General features: G+C 70.2%; 19 protein-coding genes. 9 read left to right on the top strand and 10 right to left on the bottom strand.

Features of this window, described 5'->3' with window-relative positions:
* The first annotated feature begins 129 nt into the window (after positions 1–129).
* Positions 130–3,924: a proline dehydrogenase family protein gene (locus ELQ92_RS01765; RefSeq protein WP_128497239.1), complete on the top strand. Its 3,795-nt coding sequence runs from the start codon at positions 130–132 to the stop codon at positions 3,922–3,924.
* A gap of 6 nt (positions 3,925–3,930) precedes the next feature.
* On the opposite strand, the gene ELQ92_RS01770 is transcribed toward ELQ92_RS01765, so the two are convergent.
* Entirely contained in the window at positions 3,931–4,482 is a 552-nt protein-coding gene (locus ELQ92_RS01770; RefSeq protein WP_166426670.1) for a MarR family winged helix-turn-helix transcriptional regulator, read from the bottom strand.
* Positions 4,483–4,607: 125 nt separating this feature from the next.
* Between ELQ92_RS01770 and ELQ92_RS01775 the strand changes: the two genes are divergently transcribed.
* The 3 genes from ELQ92_RS01775 (at position 4,608) to ELQ92_RS01785 (ending at position 7,373) form a co-directional block, all read left to right on the top strand.
* Complete coding sequence (locus ELQ92_RS01775) at positions 4,608–4,892, top strand: hypothetical protein (protein ID WP_128497241.1); 285 nt, start codon at positions 4,608–4,610, stop codon at positions 4,890–4,892.
* 182 nt (positions 4,893–5,074) lie between these two features.
* A complete protein-coding gene (locus tag ELQ92_RS01780) occupies positions 5,075–6,517 on the top strand; it encodes an MFS transporter (protein WP_128497242.1) in 1,443 nt (480 codons plus the stop codon).
* Between the two features lie 235 nt (positions 6,518–6,752).
* Complete coding sequence (locus ELQ92_RS01785; RefSeq protein WP_166426671.1) at positions 6,753–7,373, top strand: zinc-binding dehydrogenase; 621 nt, start codon at positions 6,753–6,755, stop codon at positions 7,371–7,373.
* Positions 7,374–7,524: 151 nt separating this feature from the next.
* Here ELQ92_RS01785 and ELQ92_RS01790 read toward each other — a convergent pair whose 3' ends face one another.
* Entirely contained in the window at positions 7,525–8,403 is an 879-nt protein-coding gene (locus ELQ92_RS01790) for an SDR family oxidoreductase (protein ID WP_243694811.1), read from the bottom strand.
* A 243-nt stretch (positions 8,404–8,646) separates the two neighbouring features.
* Between ELQ92_RS01790 and ELQ92_RS01795 the strand changes: the two genes are divergently transcribed.
* Positions 8,647–10,524, top strand: coding sequence for a DUF2207 domain-containing protein (locus ELQ92_RS01795; RefSeq protein ID WP_128497244.1), 1,878 nt, complete (start codon positions 8,647–8,649; stop codon positions 10,522–10,524).
* A gap of 8 nt (positions 10,525–10,532) precedes the next feature.
* On the opposite strand, the gene ELQ92_RS01800 is transcribed toward ELQ92_RS01795, so the two are convergent.
* The 4 genes from ELQ92_RS01800 to ELQ92_RS01815 form a co-directional block, all read right to left on the bottom strand.
* Positions 10,533–11,138: a DUF305 domain-containing protein gene (locus ELQ92_RS01800; protein WP_243694812.1), complete on the bottom strand. Its 606-nt coding sequence runs from the start codon at positions 11,136–11,138 to the stop codon at positions 10,533–10,535.
* Positions 11,139–11,261: 123 nt separating this feature from the next.
* The gene (locus tag ELQ92_RS01805) at positions 11,262–11,636 is read right to left on the bottom strand and encodes a GntR family transcriptional regulator (protein WP_341810972.1); all 375 of its coding nucleotides are present in this window, start codon (positions 11,634–11,636) and stop codon (positions 11,262–11,264) included.
* A complete protein-coding gene (locus tag ELQ92_RS01810; protein ID WP_128497245.1) occupies positions 11,633–12,238 on the bottom strand; it encodes a hypothetical protein in 606 nt (201 codons plus the stop codon). The genes ELQ92_RS01805 and ELQ92_RS01810 overlap by 4 nt, the downstream gene beginning before the upstream one ends.
* 224 nt (positions 12,239–12,462) lie before the next feature.
* Complete coding sequence (locus ELQ92_RS01815) at positions 12,463–12,900, bottom strand: Lrp/AsnC family transcriptional regulator (protein ID WP_128493584.1); 438 nt, start codon at positions 12,898–12,900, stop codon at positions 12,463–12,465.
* A 298-nt stretch (positions 12,901–13,198) separates the two neighbouring features.
* Between ELQ92_RS01815 and ddaH the strand changes: the two genes are divergently transcribed.
* Positions 13,199–13,990, top strand: a complete 792-nt coding sequence (ddaH, locus tag ELQ92_RS01820; protein WP_128497980.1) for a dimethylargininase — start codon at positions 13,199–13,201, stop codon at positions 13,988–13,990.
* On the top strand, positions 13,987–15,261 hold the full coding sequence (gene rocD, locus ELQ92_RS01825; protein WP_128497246.1) for an ornithine--oxo-acid transaminase: 1,275 nt from the start codon (positions 13,987–13,989) through the stop codon (positions 15,259–15,261). The genes ddaH and rocD overlap by 4 nt, the downstream gene beginning before the upstream one ends.
* Before the next feature lie 79 nt (positions 15,262–15,340).
* Here rocD and ELQ92_RS01830 read toward each other — a convergent pair whose 3' ends face one another.
* A complete protein-coding gene (locus ELQ92_RS01830; protein ID WP_128497247.1) occupies positions 15,341–15,913 on the bottom strand; it encodes a TetR/AcrR family transcriptional regulator in 573 nt (190 codons plus the stop codon).
* 83 nt (positions 15,914–15,996) lie between these two features.
* Here ELQ92_RS01830 and ELQ92_RS01835 point away from each other — a divergent pair, with 83 nt between their 5' ends.
* The gene (locus ELQ92_RS01835; RefSeq protein ID WP_128497248.1) at positions 15,997–17,127 is read left to right on the top strand and encodes a heparan-alpha-glucosaminide N-acetyltransferase domain-containing protein; all 1,131 of its coding nucleotides are present in this window, start codon (positions 15,997–15,999) and stop codon (positions 17,125–17,127) included.
* Here the strand turns inward: ELQ92_RS01835 and ELQ92_RS01840 are convergent.
* Both ELQ92_RS01840 and ELQ92_RS01845 read right to left on the bottom strand, forming a co-directional pair.
* A complete protein-coding gene (locus ELQ92_RS01840; protein ID WP_166426672.1) occupies positions 17,124–17,807 on the bottom strand; it encodes a copper resistance CopC family protein in 684 nt (227 codons plus the stop codon). The genes ELQ92_RS01835 and ELQ92_RS01840 overlap by 4 nt on opposite strands.
* Before the next feature lie 104 nt (positions 17,808–17,911).
* Entirely contained in the window at positions 17,912–18,535 is a 624-nt protein-coding gene (locus ELQ92_RS01845; RefSeq protein WP_128497250.1) for a hypothetical protein, read from the bottom strand.
* A gap of 140 nt (positions 18,536–18,675) precedes the next feature.
* Here ELQ92_RS01845 and ELQ92_RS01850 point away from each other — a divergent pair, with 140 nt between their 5' ends.
* Positions 18,676–20,436 carry a long-chain-fatty-acid--CoA ligase gene (locus ELQ92_RS01850; RefSeq protein WP_128497251.1) on the top strand — a complete coding sequence of 587 codons (1,761 nt, stop codon included), beginning with the start codon at positions 18,676–18,678 and terminating at the stop codon, positions 20,434–20,436.
* A 54-nt stretch (positions 20,437–20,490) separates the two neighbouring features.
* Here ELQ92_RS01850 and ELQ92_RS01855 read toward each other — a convergent pair whose 3' ends face one another.
* Complete coding sequence (locus tag ELQ92_RS01855; RefSeq protein WP_128497252.1) at positions 20,491–22,644, bottom strand: RecQ family ATP-dependent DNA helicase; 2,154 nt, start codon at positions 22,642–22,644, stop codon at positions 20,491–20,493.
* Positions 22,645–22,838: the final 194 nt, after the last annotated feature.

Consider the following 22,838-nt stretch of genomic DNA (forward strand, 5'->3'; position numbering starts at 1 on the left):
GGCGTCATCCTATAGTTCGGCGAGACTGACGATAACCGTTCGGAAACGTGCACTTTTCCCGAACGATGGCGGACCGCACACTGGACTCACGCGACCGCCGAGTCGCTCGCCCCCCGGAGGATCCCCGCCATGTCGACGTCAATCCCGCAGCAGACCCCTGACCGGTCCACCGAGGCCGGAGGCGAGGACCTCGCCGCCCTCGCGACCGAGGCGACGATCCTCGCGGAACGGTGGGTCACGGAGTCGGCCGACGCGCCCGTCGATCCGTCGGCGCAACGTCTCGCCGGCGTGCTCAAGGATCCCAACGGTCTCGCCTTCACGGTCGGATTCGTCGACGGCGTCATGCGCCCCGAGTCCCTCTTCGTCGCGGGGTACAACCTGCAGAAGGTCGCGAAGCTCACTCCCGGATTCCTGCCCTGGTACCTCAAGGCAGCGATCACGGCGGGCGGCTTCTTCGCCCCGATCGTCCCCGGCATCGTGATCCCGATCGCGCGTCGCGTCCTGCGCGCGATGGTCGGCCACCTCGTCGTCGACGCGACGCCCGCCCGCCTCGGTCCCGCGATCGGCAAACTGCGCCAGGACGGCACCCGCTTGAACCTCAACCTCCTCGGCGAAGCGGTGCTCGGTGAGGAGGAGTCGGCGAAGCGCTACGAGGGCACCCGCGACCTGCTCGCGCGCCCCGACGTCGACTACGTCTCCATCAAGGTCTCCGCGATCGCCTCCCAGCTGTCGATGTGGTCGTTCGACGAGGCCGTCGATCGCGTGGTCGAGCGCCTGCTGCCGCTCTACCGCCTCGCGGCCGACGCGGAGAAGGCCGGGGGGCGCAAGTTCATCAACCTCGACATGGAGGAGTACCGCGACCTCGACCTCACGATCGCGGTCTTCACGCGTGTGCTCGAGCACCCCGAGCTGCGGAACCTCGAAGCCGGCATCGTCATCCAGGCATACCTGCCCGACGCGCTCGGCGCGATGCAGGAGCTCACGGCCTGGTCGAAGGCTCGGCGTGCTCAGGGCGGCGCCCCCATCAAGGTGCGCCTCGTGAAGGGCGCGAACCTCGCGATGGAGACGGTGGATGCCGTCGTGCACGGCTGGCAGCAGGCGACGGTCCCGAGCAAGCTCGAGGCCGACACGAACTACAAGCGCGTCCTCGATTGGTCGTTCTCGCCGGAGCGGACCGATGCCGTCCGCGTCGGTGTCGCCGGCCACAACCTCTTCGACATCGCTTTCGCGTGGCTCCTCGCCGAGCGCCGGGGCGTCACGTCCGCCGTCGAATTCGAGATGCTCCTCGGAATGGCGACCGGGCAGGCCGACGCCGTCCGCCGGACGGTCGGCGAGCTCCTCCTCTACACGCCCGTCGTGAGCCCCCGTGAGTTCGAGTTCGCGATCTCGTACCTCATCCGCCGCCTCGAGGAGAACGCGTCGGACGAGAACTTCATGTCCGCCGTGTTCGAGCTGCACCGCAACGCGTCGCTGCTCTCCCGCGAGAAGCGCCGTTTCCTCGCCTCGGTCGACCGGCTCATCGAGACCCGCGGCGAGGTGCCCACGCCGAACCGCACTCAGAACCGCGCGGCCGAGTGGGTCGCGGCCCCGCCGATGCCCGCGCTGCCCGGCGACGAGGACTCGGCGCCCTCCGCCGGTTTCCGCGCCCTGCTCGCGCCGGGAGCCGCGCCGACCGCCGCGGAGCTCGCGTCGGCCGCTTCACCGGCGGACGTCACACCGGACGATGGGCTGACCCGTCAGGTCGAGACGCTCGGAAGCTCGCGCTCTCGCGGCGACGATCCCTTCGAGACCACGCGTGTCTTCACGGCGACCTTCGAGAAGATCGAGCGCACCGGTCTCGGCGCCGCGGGCTTCCACAACACGCCGGACACGGACCCGTCGCTCCCGGCCAACCGAGCATGGGGGCGTGCGATCCTCGACCGCGTCCCCGGGTCGACGCTCGGTCGCGACACGATCCTCGACGCGCGGATCACGGACGCTCAGACGCTCGAGGCGACCATCGCCGCCGCCGTCGCCCGTGGAACGGAGTGGGGCCGGACCCCCGCCGCCGACCGCGCCGAGATGCTCGACCGCGCGGGGCTCTCTCTCGCCGCACACCGCGACCGCCTCATCGAGGTCTCCGCGGCCGAGACCGGCAAGACCATCGCCGAGTCGGACCCCGAGGTGAGCGAGGCGATCGACTTCGCCCACTACTATGCGGCGCTCGCCCGTCAGCTCGATCGTGTCCAGGGCGCCGTGTTCGTGCCGCCGAAGCTCATCGTCGTGACGCCGCCGTGGAACTTCCCCGTCGCGATCCCCGCGGGCGGCGTGCTCGCGGGCCTCGCCGCCGGTGCCGCCGTCATCATCAAGCCGGCTCCGCAGGCCCGCCGGGCCGCGGCCGTGCTGTGCGAGGCGCTCTGGGAAGCGGGCATCCCGCGTGACCTGCTCGTGCTCGCCGACATCGAGGAGGGTGAGCTCGGCCAGCAGCTCATCTCCTCCGAGGCCGTCGACCGCGTCATCCTGACGGGAGGGTGGGAGACCGCGAAGCTGTTCCGGTCGTGGAAGACCGACCTGCCGTTGCTCGCCGAGACGAGTGGCAAGAACGCCATCATCGTCACGCCGAGTGCCGACCTCGACCTCGCCGCGTCCGACGTCATCAAGAGCGCGTTCGGGCACGCGGGCCAGAAGTGCTCCGCCGCGAGCCTCGTGATCCTCGTCGGATCCGTCGCCCGCTCCGACCGGTTCCGCCGCCAGCTCGTCGACGCCGCGATGTCGTTGCGGATCGGATACCCCGAGGACCCGACGAGCCAGATGGGTCCGATCGTCGAGCCCGCGCACGGCAAGCTTCTGCACGCGCTCACCGAGCTCGGCGTCGGCGAGGAGTGGCTCGTGGAGCCGAAACAACTCGACGACACGGGCACGCTGTGGTCGCCCGGCATCCGCTCAGGCGTCGCGCCCGGCTCGTACTTCCACCTCACGGAGTTCTTCGGGCCCGTGCTCGGCATCATGCACGCGCGCACCCTCGCGGACGCGATCCGCATGGCGAACGCCGTCGACTACGGCCTCACGTCCGGTCTCCACACGCTCGACCCCGTCGATCTCGAGGAGTGGCTCGGCGGCATCGAGGCGGGCAACCTCTACGTGAACCGCGGAACCACCGGCGCGATCGTGCAGCGCCAGCCCTTCGGAGGCTGGAAACGTTCGTCCGTGGGCGCGGGCACGAAGGCGGGCGGGCCCAACTACCTGCTCGGCCTCGGTTCCTGGCGCTCGGCGGTCGGCTCGGCGAGTTCGACGCTCCACCTCCGCGGGCTCGACCCCCGCATCACGAGCATCATCGAGGCCGCGCAGCCGTCGCTCGCGTACGAGGACTTCGACGTGCTGCGCCGCTCGGCCCTCTCCGACGCCGTCGCCTGGGGGACCGAGTTCGGCGAGGTGAAGGACGTCTCGGGACTCGGTCTCGAACGGAACATCCTGCGCTACCGCCCGGTGCCCGTCGCGGTCCGTGCGACGCCGGATGCGAAGCTCGGGGAGCTCGTGCGCATCGTCGTCGCCGCCGTGCGGTCGCGGTCGGCCTTCACGCTCAGCGTGGCACGCGGACTACCGACGCCGATCCTGCGTGCGCTCAGCGCCCTCGATATCGTTCTCGCCGTCGAAACCGATGAGGAGTGGGTCGGCCGGGTCGCTGCGGGCTCGCCTCGCGACGAGTCCGGCAACGGCGGGGAGCGGGTCCCGCGGGTCCGCATCATCGGAGAGGCCGAGTCGCGCCGCTCGCTGCACGCGGCCCTCGCCTGGGCCGTCGACGGCGACCCAGACCTCGCGATCTACTCGGGCGAGGTGACGCAGGCCGGTCGCATCGAGCTGCTGCCGTTCCTCCACGAGCAGGCGATCTCGATCACGGCGCACCGCTTCGGCAACCCCGACGCGTGGAGCGCGGAGGTCATCTGACGACTTTCAGGCCTCTCCGGCGGCCGTCGGCTCGAGGAGGGGGAGCGGCCCGGTGGATTCCTCTCCATGGGTTTCGCGGCTCAGTGATGCCGCGAGACGGACCGAGAACCGGGCGACCACAGCGAGTTCGGCGTCGGTGAACTCATCGACGACCGCGACGAGGGGCGAATGGATGTGACCGAAAGCCTCGGTGATGTCGGCGATGGCGCTCTCCGTGGCGGTGATAACGACGGCCCGCCGATCGTGGGGGTCAGGGGTGCGTTCGATGCGACCGGCCCGGACGAGCCTGTCGACGAGTTTCGTGATCGCGGCCGAGGTGACGTGCAGCGTCGTGACGAGATCGCCGGGGCGGACCACGTGTCCGTGGCGATTGCGCTGGATGATGTGGAGGAGCGCCCGCACGTCGAGGGGCCCCATTCCGAGACCCTGGAGCGCGAGAGCGTCAGCGTCCTGCGTGCTGCGGCTGAGAGTCTGCAGAGCCCTGATCGTGGACCCGCCGACGGTCGATCGCGGCGCCGCGGCATAGAGGTGGTCCCGGGGGTCGTCCTGTTCGGTCATCGATACTCTGCTCCTCGGTCCGCCGTGTCTCTGCATCAGCTTGCGAGATCATCCCTGGTTATCGTCCGAAAGTCAACCCCGTGTGAATATTACCTAGTTAGGTAAATCCGTGCCACGATGGGGCTATGACAAACAACACCTCCGGCAACACCGGCCGCGTCGCGCGCCTCTCCACCGAGACCAAGGCCGCGTTCAAGACCACGGAGTTCATCGCTTACGTCGTCATCCTGATCTCGATGTTCATCGCATCCGCCGTCGTCGACAACAACGAAGACGGTCAGGGTTTCGGTGCCGACCACGTGTGGCTCTACGCCACGCTCCTCACCATCGGTTACATGGTTTCGCGCGGGCTCGCCAAGTCCGGCAGCCGCGAGTACTACGACCGTGACGCGGACGACACGCGCCGCTGATCGAACCGATCACACTCACACGAAGGGCCCCCTGTTCGCAGGGGGCCCTTCGTGCGTTCTGCGGTCTATCGAAGGGCAATGGCCTCCGGGCGGGCTGGTGCCCTCCGACACGCTCGAGGTACGTGGGGCACGAGCAGCCGAGACGGGACCCGCCGGCGCCTCCGGACCCCGATACTGAGAGCATGATCGATCCCCGCTCCGCCCTCGTCGATCCGGCGACGCAGCGGCACGTGCTCGTCGTCGCGATCCTGGCCTCGTTCGTCGCGTTCCTCGACGGCTCGATCGTGAACGTCGCCCTCCCCGCGATCGTGGACGAGCTCGGCGGCGGTATCGCGCTCCAGCAGTGGGTCGTCGACTCCTACCTCCTGACGCTCGGCGCACTCATCCTGCTCGCGGGGTCCCTCTCGGACGCGCTCGGGCGCGGTCGGATTCTGACGATCGGGCTCATCTGGTTCGGCATCACGAGCCTTGCGTGCGCCGTCGCGCCCACGGGCGAGCTGCTCGTCGCAGCCCGAGCTCTGCAGGGCGCCGCCGGCGCGCTGCTCGTCCCGTCGTCGCTCGCGATCATCATCTCGACGTTCTCCGGTGCGGCGCAGGGTCGCGCCATCGGGATGTGGACGGCGTGGACCGGAACCGCCGCGATCATCGGCCCGCTCCTCGGCGGCATCCTCGTCGACTCGTCGTCGTGGCGGCTCATCTTCGGGATCAACGTGCTGCCGATCCTCGTGACGCTGATCCTGCTCCGCCGGATCCCGAAGGACCCGGTGCTCGAGGCCCGGTCGAAGATCGACGTCACGGGCGCGGTTCTCGGCGCCGTCGGCCTCGGCGGCCCGGTCTTCGCGCTCATCGAACAGCCGCGCCTCGGGTTCGAGCATCCGGCCGTCTGGCTCAGCCTCGTGGTCGGTGTCGCGAGCTTCGTCGCGTTCCTCTCGTGGGAGCGGCGGACCCCGCATCCGATGCTGCCGCTCAGCGTCTTCCGCCACCGCAACTTCTCGATGGGCAACATCGCGACGGCGTTCATCTACGGAGCACTGTCGTTCGGCTTCTTCGTGCTCGCGATCTACCTGCAGCAGGTCGCGGGCTTCTCGGCCACCATGGCCGGCTTCGCGACGTTGCCACCGACCCTCGTCATGCTGCTGCTGTCGAGCCGTGTCGGATCCCTCGCCGGGCGGCTGGGGCCCCGCCTCTTCATGACCGTCGGCCCGCTCGTCGGCGCCCTCGGCTATGTGCTGCTGCTCACGATCAGCGACCCCGTCGACTACTGGTGGCAGGTCCTGCCGGGACTCGTGGTGTTCGGCCTCGGCCTCGCCATCACGGTCGCGCCGCTCACGAGCGCTATCCTCGGGGCCCCGCCGGCCGCACAAGCCGGCATCGCCTCCGCGGTCAACAACGCCGTCTCGCGTGTCGCCGGCCTCATCGCGATCGCGTGCGTCGGCTTCGTCGTGGGGTCGATCCTCGACCTCGACGGCTTGCACCGTGCTCTCATCGTCACGGCGGCGCTCCTCGCGCTCGGCGGTCTCGTGTCGTGGTTCGGGATCCGCAATCCCGCGGCGCCGTCCGCCGCATCGACCGCCGACGGAGCGTCCGTCGACGACGCAGGCGACGTCTCATCGAGCCGAGGATGACCCGGGGGAGGATGACCCGGGGGAGTCGGACGCGCCGGCTCGCGGTCGACGCGTTCAGGGTGGGAGGCGTGCGGTGGGTCGAAGACGAGACGCGCGCTCGGCGACCGGGATGCGTCCGCGTGCGGGTGACGCACGCGTCGATCGGGTCGACCGACGTTCTCGCAACGGCAGGCGGGTATCTGCTCCATCCGCTGCCCGGCTTCGTCACCGGCTACGACGTCGTCGGCGTCGTATCGTGGCGACCCTTCCGCTCGATGCCGTCACCGCCCGGCTCGTACTCGGTGTGCGACCGTCGGCGGAAAGGATCTTCGTCAACGGTGTGAGCGGACCGGTGGGACTCCTCATCGCTCAGCTCGCGCTGGCCGCCGGGGCGACCGTGGTCGGAACGGCGTCGGAGCGGGGCCGCGAGCTCGTCGAATCACTCGGCGTGCGTTTCGTCGACTACGCCTCCGGGACGTGGATCGACGACGTGCTCGCGGCGGGTGGCGGTCCACTGGACGTCGCCGTGGACCACCGCGGAGACGCGAGCGTTCGGGCGGTCGTGCGTCCGGGTGGCGTGGTCGTCCGGACGGCCTTCACCGGCCGTCCGGGGCGTGAGCGCAGTGACACCGCGCTCGGAGCGCTCGTCGTGGCGGCGCGGACCCACCCCGCCGAACGGGTGATCTCGAGTCCGGCTGTGAGTGTCCTCTCCCCGCGACGGACCTCCCGGATTCTGGCCGAGACGGTCAGCGCCGTCGCCGCCGGTCGCCTCCGTGCGCCGCGCCCGGTCCTCATCGATCCGGCCGAGGCCATCGTCGACGGCCGACTCCGCAGCTCGGCGGCCGCCGGCGAGAAGCTCGTCGTCCGCTTCGCCTGACCGACCCTTCCGCCCTCACCCTGCCCCCGCCCCCCCCCGACCCCCGCGATTTGCGTACGCAACGGACAACCGCGGGCGTGATTCCACCCGCGACTGTCCATTGCGTACGCAACTCACGCGACCGGCCCAGTGGTCGCACCGGGGCAAGCGTCTAGAAGGGGTTGCCTCCCGTAACCGGCACGACCGCCCCGGAGACATAGGACGACGCCGGGTCGGCGAGGAACACGTACGCGGGAGCGAGCTCCGCGGGCTGGCCGGCTCGACCGAGCGGAGTGTTCTGCCCGAACTCCGGAAGGGTCTCGGGCCACGACGTGCCGGGGATGAGCGGCGTCCAGATGGGGCCGGGGGCGACGGCATTCACGCGGATCCCCTTCTCGCCGACTTCCTGCGCGAGCGCCTTCACGAACGCCGCCTGAGCCGCCTTCGTCATCGCGTAATCGATGAGTTGTGGTGACGGGCTCGCCGCCTGGACCGACGACGTCACGATGATGGACGACCCCGGCTTCAGGTGTGGCACGGCCGAGCGCGTCATCCAGAGCTGGGCGAAGATGTTCGTCTCGAAGGTGCGGATGAACTTCGCTGTCTCGATCTTGTCGATGCTCTCGTGCACGTCCTGGAAACCGGCGTTCAGGACGAGGATGTCGAGGGAGCCGAGCTCGTTCACGACGCGCTCCACGATGTCCGCGTTGGTCTGTTCGTCCCGGATGTCCGCCGTGATGACGAGCGACTTCCGTCCTGCCTGCTCGATGAGCGCGCCGGTGGCGTCGCCGTCCGCCTGCTCCTCCGGGAGGCAGACGATTGCGACATCGGCGCCCTCGCGGGCGTACGCGATGGCGACGGCGCGTCCGATGCCGGAGTCACCGCCCGTGATGAGCGCGACGAGACCCTCGAGCCGACCGGAACCCGTGTAGCTCCCCTCGCCGTGGTCGGGCGTCGGGGTCATCTCCGTCGTGAGCCCCGGCTGGGTCTGCTCCTGCTCCTCGAAGCCGTCCTCGCGGTGAGCGGTGCGCGGGTCATTCTCTGCAGTCACGTCGTCCTCCTCTGTCGATGGTTCTCGTGCCCTTCGACGCTATGACGAGCCGGCGGCCATCACGCGGGCTTGACAGCATCGGCGAGCCCCTCGATTCGTCGGGCGCGGCTCTACCGGGCCGCGACGGCGCCTCTTCGGTCGCGAGGGCGCCCGTTACACGTGGCGCCCTCGTGCGGGTGTAGGTCCCTGGGATCCGTCGGGCGGGGGATTCGGGCGGTGGGGGTCGCTGATTATGCTGCCGATATGCCTGTCCGGAACGCGTACGGCCTGTCCGCCCCGACCCCCGGTACGGCGAGGCGAGGCCCCTGGGCGGGACCCGCGCTCGCAGTAGTCCTCGCGGTCGCCTCCGCCGTCAGTGCCCCCGCCGCCGCGCACGCCGATACCGACGACTTCACGTTCGACTCCTTCCACGCAGACATGACCCTGATCCGCGGCGACGACGAGCACTCCGAACTCGCGGTGACCGAGACGATCGTCGCCCGTTTCCCCGAGGATCGCGAGCAGAACCGCGGCATCGTCCGCGCCATCCCCGACGACTACGATGGCGTCCCCCTCGAGACCGAGGTGCTCTCCGTCACCGATGCACAGGGCGACGACGTCCCCTTCGAGCTCTCCGAGGACGACGGCTTCCTCGAGGTCGCGACGGGCACCGACGAGTACGTGTTCGGGGAGCAGACCTACGTCATCTCCTATTCGCAGCGCGACGTCGTGCGCACATTCGGCGACACCGACGCCGACGAGCTCCAGCGAGACATCAACGGCGCGGGCTGGGAGCAGCCCTTCGACGAGGTGAGCGCGACCCTCACGATGGCTCCCGATCTCGCCGCCGATCTCAGCGGAAACGCCTCCTGCTACCGCGGCGAGGAGGGCTCGACCGACCAGTGCGATGTCGCGCAGACGGAGGAGGACGGCTCGGCCGTGTTCCGTGTCTCGGAGACCGGCCTCGAGGAGGAGCAGAACGTGACGCTCGTCGTCGGTTTCGAGCCGGGCACCTTCGTCCCGGGTGAGGTCGAGAGGAACGCCTTCGAGCGGTTCGCCTTCGCCTCGACACCGGTCGCGCAGGGCGGGTCGATCGCGGCCATCGTCCTCGGGGTGCTCGCCGCCATCGGGGCGATCGTCGCGCGTCGGCGGGTACGCGATGCTCCCGGGCGCGGCGTCATCGTCCCCGAGTACGACCCGCCCGCCGACGTGACCGTCATGCAGGCCGCTCACCTCGCGAACCGTCCGCTGAGCGCGGTCCCCGCCGCTCTCGTGGATCTCGCCGTCGCGGGTCACGTGCGCATCCTCGCCGCCGAGGGGGAGGAGACGTCGGACGGCGTGGTCCTCGAGTACGTCCGCCCGAGCGACGTCGCCGAACGGCAGGACGTGCTCGTCGCAGTCTTCGGGGAGGACGCGCCGGCCGGCGAGCGGAAGACCCTCGGCGCCGACTCTGAGGGACTCGCCGGACGTCTCGCGGCGCGCTCGGACATTGCCAAAGAATCGCTGCGCAATGCCGGACTCACTGAGCAGCCGCGGCAGCGCGCGACCTCAGCAGCCATTTACGCGTCGATCGGTGTCGTCGTCGTGGCCTTCGTCGCGATGATCCTGCCGATCATCGGGCGCACAGGGTCGTGGCTCGGTGTCATCGGGCTCCTCGCGGCCGTCGCGGCGGTCATCGTCGCCATCTCTGTCTGGCGCTACCGCGATCGGATCACCGACGCGGGCGCTCCGGTGCGCGACCACCTCGTGGGACTACGCGACTACCTCGCGCTCGCGGAGGCGGACCGCTTACGGGTGCTGCAGAGCCCGGCCGGGGCCGAACGGATCGACACGGGCGACCCGCTTCAGATCGTCCACGTCTACGAGAAGCTGCTGCCGTATGCGGTGATCTGGGGCGTTGAGAAGCAGTGGGCCGATGTGCTCGAGACGCGCGTGCAGCAGACGGGGGCCACGCTCGGCTGGTACGACGGCGCGTCGTTCACGTCGGTGCACTTCCTCGCGACGTTCGGCGCCCTCCGCGCCAGTGCCGCACCCGCGTCGGCCGTGTGGTCGGGCAGCGGAGGCGGCAGCTATACGGGCGGCTCGATGGGCGGCGGCTTCTCGGGGATGGGTTCCGGCGGCGGAGGTGGCGGCGGTCGCTGACCGGGATCTCACCCTGCTGGACACTCCCGGTCGGCCGACTCGTCGAACGTCGGAGCGGCGCGGTCCTCGGCCTCCTCCGGCGTCGTCACGATCCCGTTCTCTTCGATGTCGCGGATGAGCCACTCCATCTCGAGGATCTCGTTCCGCTGAGCGGCGCTGATCTCGGAGGCGAGTTCGCACACGCGCACGTCCTCGATGCCCGCCCGTTCCGACCGGGTGATCGCGAGCGAGTGGTGCGGGATCATCGCATTCATGTAGGCGGTGTCGTCGACGGTGACCTGGCTCCGGTCGAGCGCGATGCCGCCCCCGATGAGCAGGACGCCGATCGCGATGATGGCGACGTTCGCCTTCGTGTTCTTGTACATGTTCAGCATCCAGGCGAGCATGACGATCACCATCGTGCCCCCCATCGTGACCGCCATGAAGACGCGGCTCTCGCTGAAGCGGACGTGGCCGATCTCCCAGGAGCCCGCGAACATCACGAAATACATCACGATCATGGACGTGAGGATCATCGCGCCGAAGCGGAGATACATGCGTCTCATCTCCTGGCGCTTCTCGGCGTCCTGCGTCCGCTCGCGCTCGGTGCTTTCGGTGCTCTCGGCGGGTGACATGGTGAACCTCCTGATCGTGTAGCGGTCAGCGTGCCACGATGCCCGATTTCGTGCTCGACGGTGAAACGATTGCGAGCGAGCACGTCGCGTGCTATCGGGTTCCGGGGCGGATCCGGTACGTCATCAGACGGGGTAATCGGTCGGGAGTCCCAGGGCTGCCCGCGCATAGCCGATGGCTTCGTCCGGGGACAGGCCGAGTTGGCGGGAACGCTCCGCGAAGGCGGTGGCCGCGGCCTGGGCCTGCCGTTGGGTGGGGTCGCCGGTCGCCGCGACGAACGTGCCGTGACGACCGCGAGTCTCGATGATCTCGTCCCGCTCGAGTTCGCGATAGGCGCGCGCGACGGTTCCCGGCGCGAGGCCCAGGTCCTCAGCGAGCTTCCGGACCGTGGGGAGCTTCGTTCCCGCCGCGATCCCGCCGGAGCGGACGGCGTCGAGGATCTGGCCGCGCAATTGCTCGAACGGGGCGACGGTCGACGTCGGGTCGACGATGAGCATCATCGGACGTCGCGCTCGGCGCTCGCGGTCACGGGGGTCGCCGCCGCCGTCGCCCGTGCGGCGGGCGTCGGCCACAACCGGCGGCGATAGTGGCGATGCGGGTTCGAGGCGAGTGCGACGCTCGCCGCGGTCACCACCGCTCCGACGGCCACGATGACGATCGCGCCGCGGTACTCGATCCCGAGGAGGTAGTCGCTCATGGTCGGCGTGGACAGGCGCGCGATGCGCGGCACATCGTCCGGCAGCTCTCGAGTGGTCCTGAGGGCGTTCAGCCCCGCGCCGACGCCGACCCCCGTGAGCGAGATGATGAAGATCCCGAGGTGCGAGAAATCGTTCTGGTGGAAGCCCGGCAGGAAGAGGGCGGCGAGCACGGCGGCGATCAGACCGATGCCGCCGCTGACGGCGATGGAGCGCTCGCGGACGGCGAGGCGGGCGCCGATGCGTTCGTCTTCGATGGGTGACGTCGGCACGGCGAGGTCGATCCTCCGCGCGAGCCGGTCGACCGCTTTGCGGCGAGCGGTCTCGGTGCGGGCGAAACCATAGGGCGCGGCTGCCAGGACGAGCGCGAACCCGATGACGATGTAGATCAAGGCGTGAGCGGTCACGGACCTCTCCTTCGATCGCCCGGGGATCGGGCGGTGATGATGCCGGCACCGACATTCTGTGTCGGTACAAACCTAGCCCGGCGTCGCTCCTGATGCAACACAATCCTCGATACAAAATGCGTACCGGTTCAGCACGTTCCCGGCAGCGGGCCATGGGACGCGCAGCGGTCGTTGCGCGCGGACAACAGCGGTCCGTCAGCCCGTTTCAGCCGACCGGTCGGTCCTCAGTCGTGGGTGCGATGGATGAGGCGCGAGAGAACGATCGCGCTGCGCGTGTGGTCGACGTTGGGAGCGATCCGCACGCGCTCGAGTGCATCCTCGAGCGCCGGGATGCTGCGCGCCCGCATGTGCACGATCGCGTCGGCGCTTCCCGTGACCGTGCCGGCGTCGACGACCTCGGGGACGCCGGAGAGGATACGGAGGAGCTCATCGGGCGCGACGGTTCCGCGGCAGAACAGCTCGACGTACGCCTCCGTGTTGTAGCCGTCGACCGTCGGGTCGACCTGGATCGTGAACCCGCGAATGACCCCGTCGGCGACGAGGCGGTCGACGCGACGTTTCACCGCCGAGGCGGAGAGGCCCACGGACCCGCCGATGTCACCGTAGCTCGCGCGGGCGTTCTGGCGCAGGAGATCGATGATGCCACGGTCGAGGTTGTCCATTCGATCAGGGTAGCGGCATCGCGCGCCAGATCCTTGCAATCTGCCCTCGGGAATCGGCGATTTCATGCGTCCGGCACACCTCGTCACCGGGAGGCCCTGTGCCACACTGGAAGCGGCGTCCCGCTCCGGCGGGGCTCGGAAGAGTGACCTGGTCCGCCTCCCCCGCCCACGACCGGCCCCCTGGGCCTCGACGCACCGGCCGAGCGATCGCCCTGCCGGCAGAGGAGTCTCCTTGACCGACACGACCACGACCACCGCCGCAGTGCCCGAGCGCACCGCGACGCCGCGCACCTACCTCATGTGCAAGCCCGACTTCTTCACCGTCGTCTACAAGATCAACCCGTGGATGGAGCCGGCCAAGCCCACCGACACGGCGAAGGCCGTCGCCCAGTGGCAGTCGCTCTACGACACCTACGTCTCCCTCGGCCACACCGTGCACCTCATCGACCCGATCGACGGCCTGCCCGACATGGTCTACACGGCCAACGGCGGCTTCGTCATCGGCAACGTCGCCTACGGCGCGAGCTTCACCTACCCCCAGCGCCAGCCCGAGGGCCCCGCGTTCATGGACTGGTTCCGCGAGAACGACTTCGAGGTGCGCGAGCCCCAGGAGATCAACGAGGGCGAGGGCGACTTCCTCCTCGTCGGCGACGTGATCCTCGCGGGCACGGGCTTTCGCAGCGCGTCGAACAGTCACGCCGAGATCGCCTTGATCTACGGTCGCGAGGTCGTGTCCCTCACGCTCACGAACCCGTCGTTCTACCACCTCGACACCGCGATCGCGGTCCTCGACCCGCTCACGGGCGACGCGGACGCGAACATCGCGTACCTCCCGAGCGCCTTCGACGCGCCGAGCCTCGCGATCCTGCAGGAGCGCTACCCCGACGCGATCCTCGTGAGCGAGGAGGACGCCTCCATCCTCGGCCTCAACTCGATCTCGGACGGTTACAACGTCGTCATCGCGAAGCGCGCGGTCGGCTTCGAGAAGCAGCTGCGCGAGCGCGGCTACAACCCGATCGGCGTTGACCTGTCCGAGCTCCTGCTCGGCGGCGGCGGCGTGAAGTGCTGCACGCTGGAGCTCCGCCGATGAGCGCCGTCGGGCAGACCGGCGCTCCTGCCGGCACGACCGGGGCCGAGGCGACCGCCCACGCGCTCGCACTCGAAGACGCCCACGTCGCGCACAACTACCACCCGCTTCCCGTGGTCGCGGCGACCGCCGAGGGCGCGTGGGTCACCGATGTCGAGGGCAATCGCTACCTCGATTGCCTCGCGGCGTACTCCGCCGTCAACTTCGGGCACTCGAACCCGGTACTCGTCGCCGCGGCGACCGAGCAGCTCGGCCGTGTCACCCTCACGAGTCGTGCCTTCCACAACGACCGCCTCGGCGAGTTCGCGACGGAGCTCGCGGCCCTCGCACGCAAGGACATGGTCCTCCCCATGAACACGGGCGCCGAGGCCGTCGAGTCGGGCATCAAGCTCGCCCGTGCCTGGGGCTACCGGGTCAAGGGAGTGCCCGCCGGTCAGGCCAACATCGTCGTCGCGAACGGCAACTTCCACGGCCGCACGACGACGATCATCAGCTTCTCCGACGACGAGACGGCGCGCGACGGCTTCGGTCCGTTCACTCCCGGCTTCCGATCCGTCGCGTACGGCGACATCGACGCGCTCGCTGCGGCGATCGACGAGAACACCGTGGCTGTGCTCATCGAGCCGATCCAGGGCGAGGCCGGAATCGTCGTTCCTCCGGCCGAGTACCTTCCCGCGGTGCGCGCGCTCACGACGGAGCGCAACGTGCTCTTCGTCGCCGACGAGATCCAGTCGGGGCTCGGCCGCACGGGTGCGACGTTCGCGTGCGACCTCGTCGACGTCGTGCCCGATCTGTACCTGCTCGGCAAGGCGCTCGGCGGCGGCATCGTCCCCGTCTCGGCGGTCGTCGGAAACCGCGACATCGTCGGTGTTCTGCGCCCCGGGGAGCACGGCTCGACGTTCGGCGGCAATCCGCTCGCCGCCGCCGTCGGACTGGCGGTCGTACGACTGCTCGCGACCGGCGAGATGCAGGAGCGCGCGCGTGTCCTCGGCGCGCGGCTTCACGCGGGACTCGAGGCCCTCGTCGGGCATGGCGTCGTCGCCGTCCGCGGCGCGGGTCTCTGGGCCGGCGTCGACATCGATCCCGAGCTCGCGACCGGTCGCGCCGTGTGCGTCGCGCTCATGGCGCGCGGCGTGCTCGTGAAGGACACGCACGGACCCACGATCCGCTTCGCTCCGCCCATCGTGGTGTCTGAGGAGGACATCGACTGGGCGGTCGAGCAGCTCGGCGCCGTGCTCACCGACCTCGCACCGGTCCCCGCCGATGCCCCCTGACGGCTTCCGAGCCCGCCGGCACACCGATCGCTGATCGTGTCGCCGAGCGACGGTTCGGTGACCGTCGCTCGGCACCTACTCAGCCCGCGAGCGCGTCCCAGAGCCGCTCGAGGTCGTCGGCCATGTCCACGGATCGGTCGATCGTCCACTGGATCTGGATCCCGTCGGCGACGGCGATGAGCATGCGCGCGATGTGGTCGGGATCGAGATCCGCGCGGGCACGACCCTGCGCCTGCCGCTCCCGGACGGCGTCGGCGATCTGCGTGCGCAGCAGGACGAACCGTGAGCGGAAGTGCTCGTGTGCCGGGTGGGTGGGGTCCTCCGCCGCGGCGGCGAGCGTGAGGTACAGCTGAACGAGACCCGGCACGTCGCTGTTGTGGCGCATGACCACGACGAAGCCGTCGATGAGATCCGTCACCGCCGCTCCGGCGCCGAGAGTGTCGACCTCGTCGCGCTTCTGCAGGACGGCCGTGAGGAGGTGCTCCTTGCTCTCGAAGTAGTGCATGAGGCCCGGCAGGCTCACGCCGACCCGTTTGGCGACCTCCCGGAGCGATGTGCCGCGGTACCCCTCACGCGCGAACACGTCGAGGGCGACGCGGAGGATCTCCTCGCGGCGGGCGATGCCCTTCGCGTACGCACCCCGCTCTGCCATGCCTCGATGCTAGGGCAGGCTCTCACCGTCGTGCGCCCACGAGCGGCTGCCCGCGGTGCGGACGGAGCGTCTAGGGTGATGCCGTGAGAGCGATCAGCGACCCGTCCCGGCTCCTCGGGCTCGACGTCGCTCGGGGGCTCGCGGTCCTCGGCATGTTCGGAGCCCATCTCGGCGCTCCTGACGACCTCGTCCTCGGCGATCCCGGCAGCTGGGGTGCCATCGTGCACGGCCGGTCCTCGATCCTGTTCGCCGTACTCGCCGGAGTCTCGATCGCGCTCCTCACCGGGGGCCGGTCACGGTTCGAGGGGGACGAGCGCCGCCGGAACGCGGAAGCAGCGCGCGCTCGCGCCCGGATCCGCATCCTCGTGCGGGCTCTCGTGATCTTCCTCATCGGCGTCGGCCTCAGTGCCCTCGGAACGAACATCATCGTGATCCTCGAGTACTACGCCCTGATGTTCGTACTGGCCCTGCCGATGATCCGCTGGCGCGCGCGGAGCCTCTTCGTGCTCGCCGGCGTGTGGGCTGTCGTGTCGCCGGTGGTCGTCCTACTCCTCGCGACCATCTCGGCGGCGTTCGGCGGCTCCGAGGAGAACCTGCTCGTCGAGTTGCTCGTGACGGGTGGCTATCCGGTGATCATCTGGATGTCGTTCCTGTGGTTCGGGATGGGAATCGGCCGTCTCGACCTCGCTTCCCGGCGCGTCGCGTCACGCATCGCCGGGGTAGGCGCTCTCCTCGCCCTCGTCGGGTACACGCTGGGCGCCGCGACGGCCGTCTCGACGGCCCCGATCATCCGCGCGGCGTACGGTCCACCGGGCGTGATCCTCGAACCGGACTGGTCGCTGCTCCGGGGCATGGACGCGCACTCGGGCACGTCCTTCGAGATCATCGGCTCCTCCGGCGTCGCGGCGGTGATCGTGGGGATCGCGCTCCTGATCGCCCGTCCGCTCCGAGCCGCGCTCTTCCCGCTCGAATCCGTGGGCGCGACGGCGCTCAGCACCTACTCTTTGCAGGTCGTGGCGTACGCCGTGCTCTTCCCGGACAACGAACCCACCGAGTGGTCGTGGTTGTGGTTCACCCTCACAGCTCTCGTGGTCTGCCCGTTGTGGCGGCTCACGCTCGGTCGCGGGCCTCTCGAGCGGCTCCTGCATCTGCTGTCGGTCCGCGCGGCGGACGGCGTCCGCCCACGCGACGAGCGGGCGGACGCCCCCGGTTAGAGCTCGTTCCCCGTCGACCCATCGGCCGGGGTGCCCGCTGAGCGTCCGCGCCGACGGGCGATGATGATGATCAGCGCGGCGACCACGATGAGGGCAGCGAGGGCGATCGCGGCGATGAGCGCGATCTGACCACCGGTCGGTTCCGCGTCGGTGCTCTCATCGTCGATCGGGGGAGCGGCGCTCTCACTCGTCTCGTCCGACGGCGTCGCGAGCACGGGCGGTTCGCTCGTCGCGGGCGTCGCCGTGGTCGTGGGCCCCTCCGTCTCCGCTGGCGTCGTCACGGTGAAGGGGATCGTTCCGCTGATCGGGTGTCCGTCCGAGGAGACGACGCGCCAGTCCGCCTGGTACGAGCCACCCGGCATGTCGGAGTCGAGTGCGACGGTCACGGTCGACCCATCGACGACCGGCTCGTCGGCGACGTATTCGGCGCCGCCGGCGTCGGTGACGCTCACCTCGATTCCGACCTCGAGGACGTTGTCGGAGTAGGTGAGGGTGATCTCGCTGGGTGCCGGGTCGAGCGTTTCACCGGCGGTGGGGGTACTCGCGACGAGCTCGTCGTGGGCGGACGCGGGAGCGATGGCGGTGGTCGCCGCGAGCACGATGCCGAGGGCGGTGGCCGCGGCCGCGGCGCCCAGACGGCGTGACGTGCGGGGGTGCTGAGGGGAGGAGAGGAGGGACATGGGGTCGCTTTCGGTGAGTCGCATCGGCCGCTGGCGGTCGAGCGGACGGGAGGGGGTCGCTGCTGCGGCGTCCCGTCCTCGACTCGTTCGGAGCGGAGGACGGTTCAGACCGCTGTGGACGGGAACGGCGGCCCCCGACGGCTGAGCAGCGGCGCGCTACGCCGGGGGCACGCGGTGCGCCCGTAGACGGGGACCGGTGGACGGGCCGTTCGGCGGAAGCCGAGCGGTCGGATCGAGCGAGCGCGGGCGAGTCGACCCGTCGCGAAGCGGGTGACGACGAGGCGTCCCACCGAGAGCACCCGCCGTGCGGCCGCCTCACCTCGGCTGAGGGCGACGACCGTGACGGCGGCCGCCACAGCGTGGGCCCACCACATCGTCGGGCCGCCCCCGTGGTCGTGGGCGACACTCGACGTCAGGACGACGGTGTGGAGATGGGAGCCGCTCTCTGTCGCCCCGTCACCGAGACGGACATCACCGGGGGCACCGAGCACGAAGAGCGCGTGGAAGAGCACTTGACTGACGACGACCGACGCGACGAGCCGCGGCAGTGCGAGGCGGCGACCCGCGAGCACCGTGCAGACGGCGAGTGAGAGGACGAGCGGGACGCTCACGCCGACGAGGGTGGGGGCGGCGCCGTCTGCGGCGACGTGGGACAGGAGGGCGACGAACGTCGAGACCGCCGCGGCGGCAGACCCGCGTGCGACTCGTCGAACCCCGGTGGACGCCATCGGTCCATTATCGCGCGCGGTTCCTGACGAGCCGCAGAAGGGTGGATCGACGGAATCATGCGTGTGGCTTCAGGGCTGGCGGCCGCGCCGGCCGTCGCCTTACGCGGTTCCTCGCTCCGGGGCAACGTATCGGTCGGGTGATGCTCTCCCCGGTAACGTGGAAATCCCCGAGCCGAGAGGGAACCGTGACCCACATCGACGACCGGCCGTGGCTTCATGCCTACGCCGACGGAGTACCCGCTGACATCCCCGAACCGACGGAGACGCTCGTCGACATGTTCGACGGCGTCGTGTCCCGTCACAAACGCCGGATCGCCGTCGAGTTCTTCGGCGCGCAGACCACGTACGACGATCTCGCCGAGCAGGTCTCGCGTGCGGCGGAGGGGCTGCGGCGGCTCGGGGTGAAGGAGGGCGACAGGGTCGCTCTCGTCCTGCCGAACTGCCCGCAGCACGTCGTCGCCTTCTACGCCGTGCTGCGGCTCGGCGCCATCGTGGTCGAGCACAACCCGCTCTACACCGACCGCGAACTGCGTCATCAGTTCGAGGACCACGGCGCCCGCGTCGCGATCGTGTGGGACTCCGTGTACGACACGGTCGACGGCTTCCCGGCCGACATCGGCGTGCAGCACATCGTCGCCGTGGACATGACGGAGGCGCTCCCGTTCGGCAAGCGCCTCGCGTTGCGCTTGCCCGTTCCGAAGGCACGCGAGCTGCGCGCGGCCATGACGAAGCGCCCGAAGCGCCGCCGGTTCCTCTCCTGGAGCTCGCTCGTCGAGAGTCGCCGGCTCTCCCGTCGGCACGCACGTCCGACCCTCGACTCCGTCGCGGCCCTCCAGTACACGAGCGGCACGACGGGGATGCCGAAGGGTGTCGTCCTCACGCACCGCAACCTCCGCGCCAATGCGATGCAGTGCCGCGCGTGGGTTCCGGGACTGCGTGAAGGTGACGAGACGTTCTACGCGGTCCTGCCGATGTTCCACGCCTACGGACTCACGGTGTGTCTCATCACGGCCATGAGCATCGGGGCGAAGGTCGTGCTGTTCCCGCGCTTCGACGTCGGGCTCGTGGCGGACGCGTCGACGTCGTCGCCGCCGACCTTCCTGCCCGCGGTGCCGCCGATCTACGACGCGCTCACGCGTTCGGCAGGCGGGAAGTCCAAGCTCGACCTCTCCCACGTGCGCTTCTCGATCTCGGGCGCGATGAGCCTGCCCGTCTCGACGGTCACGCGCTGGGAGGAGGCGACCGGCGGTCTGCTCGTCGAGGGGTACGGCATGACCGAGTCGTCGCCCGTGTCGCTCGGGAACCCGATGGGTCACACCCGGCGGCCCGGTGCCGTCGGCGTGCCGTTTCCGAGCACGCGCATCCGCGTCGTCGACCCCGCGGATCCCGCGGTGGATCGGGAGCCGGGGGAGCCGGGCGAACTCCTCGTGCAGGGTCCGCAGGTGTTCCAGGGCTATTGGCGGCGGCCGGACGCGACGGCCGAGGCGCTCCTCGCGGACGGCTGGTTGCGCACGGGCGACATCGTCACTGTCTCGACCGACGGTTTCGTCACGGTCGTCGACCGCGTGAAGGAACTCATCATCACGGGCGGCTTCAACATCGCGCCCTCGGAGGTGGAGGAGGTGCTCGTCTCGCACCCCGACATCGCCGAGGCCGCGGTCGTCGGGCTGGCCCGCGAGTCGGGCGGTGAGGACGTGGCAGCCGCCGTCGTGCTCAACGCGGGTGCGGTCTTCGATCCCGATGCGCTCAAGGAGTTCTGCCGGGCTCGGCTCGCACGCTACAAGGTCCCCCGTCGTTTCGTCGAGGCGGATTCGCTGCCGCGGTCGCTCGTCGGCAAGGTGCTGCGGAAGCGCGTGCGCGAGGAGTTGTTCACGGCGCGGAAACCCCAGCCCCGCGGTTAGCGGCAGGGCCGTCGAGAAGGCGCGTCGGTGTCGGGGGCTGGGACGCCCCGACGATCAGCCGACGACGCCGAGCACGAGGGGGAGCACCGCTCCCGCTCCGGCCTGCTTGAGGAGGCGTCCGGCCACGGTGAGGGTCCACCGCGAGTCGGCGCGGTCGTCGACGAGGAGCACGGGCCTCCCCCCGAGTTGGGCGAGGTCGGCGGCGAGCTGGGGGCCGACGCTGAATCCGCCCCACACCCCGGCGAGCCTGTAGGCGCTGTTGCCGCCCGGGCCGCCGGTCGGTCCGCCGTTCTCGAGGTCGAGAGCGCCGAGGTAGGGGAGTTTGCCGACCCGTGCGATGCCCGTCGCGAGCGAGTCGACGAGCTGCGGACGGGATCGGGAGGGCACGCTCACGACGGCTGCGGGGCGGTCTTCCCAGCCCCACTCCGCGAGGACACGGACGCACGCATCGAGGACGTTCGGCGCGATCGGGGCGTCTGCGGCGCCCTCGGCGAAGAGGGTGCGGAGCACGCCGCCCCAGCCGAGATCGGTGAGGCGGGCGAGCGCTCGGCCCTCCTCGAGGCGTTCGTCGGCGGGCAGTCGACCTTTGACGGCGACGCCGAGGCGGTCGGCGCCGGTCGGCCACTGTGAGCGGGGCTCGACGGGCACGCCGACGCGATCGAGCGAGGCGCTCGCCGTGGCGGTCGCCTCTTCGGCGACGGCCGACGGGTACCACGCGCTCGTGCAAGTGTCGCACCGGCCGCAGGGTGCGGCGGTGTGGTCGTCGAGGTCGCGCTGCAGCGTCTCCATGCGGCATGCGTCGGTGCGCTCGTAGTCGAGCATGGACCGCTGCTCCGCCCGTCGCGCGGCGGCGATGCGCTCGTACCGTTCCCGGTCGTAGACCCAGGGCCGGCCTGTTGCGACCCAGCCTCCCGACACGCGACGCACCGCCCCATCGACGTCGAGCACCTTGAGCAGCAGTTCGAGTGGGGAGCGCCGGATGTCGACGCGGGCCTCGAGAGCGGGTGTCGAGAGCGGTTTCGCGTCGGTCGCGTCCGAGAGCGCCTCGAGTACCGCGGTGGCACGACGCTCGTCCGGCATCGACGCGGTGGCGAAATAGCTCCAGATGTCCTCGTCTTCGTCGCCTGGCAGGAGGAGGACGTCGGCATCGATCGATCCGCGGCCCGCTCGGCCGACCTGCTGGTAGTAGGCGACGGGCGAGGAGGGCGCCCCGAGGTGGACGACGAAACCGAGGTCGGGCTTGTCGAAGCCCATGCCGAGTGCGCTCGTGGCGACGAGGGCCTTCAGTTCGTTGCGCTTGAGCATCCCCTCCGACTCCTCGCGCTCGTCCGGGTCGGTGCGGCCCGTATAGGCGCGCACGTCGTGGCCCGCGCCGCGGAGCAGACGAGCAGCGTCTTCCGCCGCCGACACCGTGAGCGTGTAGATGATGCCGCTCCCGCGTAGCTCGCCGATGTGGGTGAGCAGCCAGGCGAGCCGCTGGTGGGATGTGCGCAGGCGCAGCACCCCGAGTCGGAGCGACTCGCGGGCGAGGGAGCCGCGGATCGTGAGCACGTCGCCCTCCCCGTCCGGGCCCGCGGTGCCCCCGCCGAGCTGCTCCACGACATCGGTGACCACGCGTGCGTTGGCCGTCGCCGTCGTCGCGAGGATCGGCACGCCGGCGGGCAGTGTCGTGATGAGCTCGGCGAGCCGGCGGTAGTCGGGCCGGAAGTCGTGGCCCCAGTCGGAGATGCAGTGCGCCTCATCGACGACGAGCAGCCCCGTCCGGCGGACGAGATCCGGAAGCTGTTCGTCGCGGAACCGCGGGTTGTTGAGGCGCTCCGGGGAGACGAGCAGGACGTCGATCTCGTCGCGCGCGAGGCTGGCACGCACGTCGTCCCACTCGTGGGCATTGGTGGAGTTGATGGCGACGGCCCGGACTCCGGCGCGTTCCGCCGCGGCCACCTGGTCGCGCATGAGGGCGAGCAAGGGTGAGACGAGAAGCGTCGGGCCGGCCCCGCGCCGGCGGAGGAGCAGGCTCGCGATGAAGTAGACCGCCGACTTGCCCCACCCGGTGCGCTGGACGACGAGGGTGCGTCGTCGATCGTCGACGAGTGCGAGGATGGCCTCGAGCTGCCCATCGTGGAACACCGCCTCCGGCCGCCCGGTGAGGGCGCGGAGCGCGTCGAGCGCCTCGGAGCGGGAATCGGTCGCGGTGCTCGTCGAGGTCATACGTCCATCCTTGCAGCAGCCTCCGACGCCACTCCCGTCCCGTTCACCCGCCGCGGCACTTCCGCCCTCGCCGCGCCCTGTGGACGACGGGTAGACCCAGGTCGCACTTCGAGCGGGTTGCGTCGCGTAGAGGCGAGGCAGCCCGCTCAAAGTGACTACTTCAGGGGGTTCAGACCGAACACCGGGCGCCCGGG

The sequence above is a fragment of the Labedella populi genome (genome assembly GCF_004078655.1).
Taxonomy (GTDB): domain Bacteria; phylum Actinomycetota; class Actinomycetes; order Actinomycetales; family Microbacteriaceae; genus Labedella; species Labedella populi.